Annotated in this window: 2 protein-coding genes; both read left to right on the top strand. The window is 64.7% G+C overall.

Features of this window, described 5'->3' with window-relative positions; genetic code table 11:
• The first annotated feature begins 85 nt into the window (after positions 1–85).
• Positions 86–1,195, top strand: a complete 1,110-nt coding sequence (tal, locus tag NN2_RS35490; RefSeq protein WP_063019632.1) for a transaldolase — start codon at positions 86–88, stop codon at positions 1,193–1,195.
• A partial coding sequence (gene pgi / locus NN2_RS35485; protein ID WP_063019630.1) for a glucose-6-phosphate isomerase occupies positions 1,192–2,623 on the top strand: 1,432 nt, incomplete at its 3' end. The genes tal and pgi, both read left to right, overlap by 4 nt.

The following is a 2,623-nucleotide window of genomic DNA, read 5'->3' as shown; positions in this document are numbered from 1 at the left end:
TGGTGTTGACTTGCTCGCGCACGTTCGTGCATGATTTCGAGCATAGTTTGCGCGAATTCGAGCGCACGAAAATTCGAGGAATTCGATGAATCGCACCCTGAAGCGTTTGGCCGACGAGGGGGTCTCGGTCTGGCTGGACGACCTGAGCAGGCACGTGTTGCGGTCCGGGCAGCTGGCTCAGCTCGTCCGTTCGGGCACGGTCGTCGGTCTGACGACGAACCCGACGATCTTCCACAACGCACTCGGCGAAGACGCGGAATATGAAGAGGAGATGCGGGTTCTGCGTGGGCGTGGTGTTTCCGCGCTCGATGCCGTCCGGACGTTGACTACGGGAGATGTTCGGTCAGCGTGCGATGTGCTCTGGCCCGTCTATCGAGCGACCGCGGGATGTGATGGGCGCGTGTCGATCGAGGTCGACCCGCGCTGGGCCCGCGACACCGAGCGCACGATCGAGGAGGCTCGGCAGCTGTGGCGGGTCGTCGACCGGCCCAATGTGATGATCAAGATCCCCGCCACCGTCGAGGGTTTGCCGGCGATCACCACCTGTCTTGCACAAGGAATCAGCGTCAATGTGACGTTGATCTTCTCCGTGCGGCGCTATCACCAAGTCATCGACGCGTTCTTGGCGGGACTGGAACTGGCGCGCGCCGCCGGGCGGCCACTATCCGAGATCGGTTCTGTGGCATCGTTTTTCGTCTCCCGCGTCGATACGGAGGTGGATCGGCGTCTCGACGCGCTCGCGACACCTGCCGCTGCCGCGCTGCGCGGGCGCGCCGCGATCGCGAACGCGCGCTTGGCGTATCTGCGTTACGAGAACATGCTGCGTGATCCTCGCTGGCTGGAGTTGCGTGCGGCCGGAGCGTCACCGATGCGTCCGCTGTGGGCGTCGACAGGTGTGAAGGATCCTGCCTACGCCGACACCCGCTATGTGACAGAGCTTGTCGCGCCGGGAACGGTGAACACGATGCCGGCGGCGACTCTGGACGCGGTGATCTCGCATGGAACCGTTCTGGGTGACCGAATTAGGCCCAACTATGACGACGCGTGGGAGGTCTCCGGTCAACTCGGCGAGATGGGGATCGATTTCGACGATGTGCTCGAGCAGCTCGAGCGCGAGGGTGTCGCGAAGTTTCAGACGTCGTGGCAAGCGATGATCGAAGACGTTGAGCGGCTCCTGTCGGGGGTGCGGTCATGAGGTCGTGGTCTCCGGAGACCGCCGCCGTCGGCGCGGAACGCAGTAGCGAGGTGCCGGCGAGCCTGTCCGCGTTGCCCGTCTGGCACGAATTGGCAACGCACCGTGACGAATTGGCCGCGACATCGTTGCGGGAGTTGTTCGATCGCGATCCTCGGCGCGGAACCGAGTTGTCCGCCGAACACGACGGTGTGGTGCTCGACTATTCGAAGAACCTGGTCACCGATCGCACCATGAGCCTGCTGATGCGTCTGGCTCGCGATCGTGGCCTTGCGGCGGGCATCGAGGCGATGTTCGGTGGCGCGCGGATCAATACGACCGAGGATCGCGCGGTGCTGCACACCGTGTTGCGGACTCCCGCATCCGAATCCGTTCTGCTGGACGGTGCCGATGTCGTCGGTTCGGTGCACGAGGTGCTGGATCGGATGAGTGATCTGGCCGAGGCGATTCGGTCGGGACGGTGGCGTGGCGCGACCGGCCGTCGCGTTCGGACGGTCGTCAACATCGGTATCGGCGGATCCGATCTGGGTCCCGCGATGGCCTACCACGCGTTGCGCGAATTCGCGCAGTCCGGGATCGAGGTGCGGTTCGTGTCGAACGTCGACGGCCACGATATCGACCGGGTCCTGGGTGGGCTGGATGCCGAGACGACGTTGTTCGTCGTTTCGTCGAAGACCTTCACCACGATCGAGACGTTGACCAACGCCCGTACCGCCCGCCGGTGGCTGGTGGATCGCCTCGGCGACGAAGCGGTGGGTAGGCATTTCGTCGCTGTATCGACCAACGCCGAGGAGGTCGCTGCTTTCGGGATCGATCCGGCGAACATGTTCGAGTTCTGGGACTGGGTCGGCGGGCGGTATTCGCTGCCGTCGGCGATCGGGCTGTCGCTCATGATCGCCATCGGCCCCGAACAGTTCCGTGAGCTGCTGGCCGGAGCCCACAGCATGGATCGGCATTTCCGCACGGCCGCGTTCGAGGAGAACCTGCCGGTGCTGCTGGGCCTGCTCGGTATCTGGTATCGAAACTTCTGCGGCGCACAGGGTTTCGCGGTATTGCCGTATGATCAGCGGCTGGCGTTGCTGCCGGCGTATCTGCAGCAGCTCGACATGGAGAGCAACGGCAAATCGGTCGACCGGCACGGACGCCCGGTCGGTGTCGATACCGCGCCGATCCTGTGGGGTGCGCCGGGCACGAACGGGCAGCACGCGTTCTTCCAGATGCTGCATCAGGGCACGACTGTGGTGCCCAGTGACTTCATCGGAGTGCTCGAACCCGCCCACACCTACCGGGACCATCACGACCTGCTGATGGCGAATCTGCTCGCCCAGACCCGCGCTCTGGCGTTCGGGGAACTCGACAGCTCGGGGGAGCGGCCGCCGCATCGTTCGTTCTCGGGCGGTCGGCCGAGCAACACGATCCTGCTGCCGCGGC

The sequence above is a fragment of the Nocardia nova NBRC 15556 genome (genome assembly GCF_001613005.1).
Lineage (GTDB): Bacteria > Actinomycetota > Actinomycetes > Mycobacteriales > Mycobacteriaceae > Nocardia > Nocardia nova.
Note: the sequence above shows the minus strand (reverse complement) of the source record. Positions and strands in the feature narration are given on the sequence as shown.

Coding starts and splice junctions, on each gene's coding strand:
- tal (WP_063019632.1), top strand. CDS start 86: ATGAATCGCACCCTGAAGCGTTTGGCCGACGAGGGGGTCTCGGTCTGG.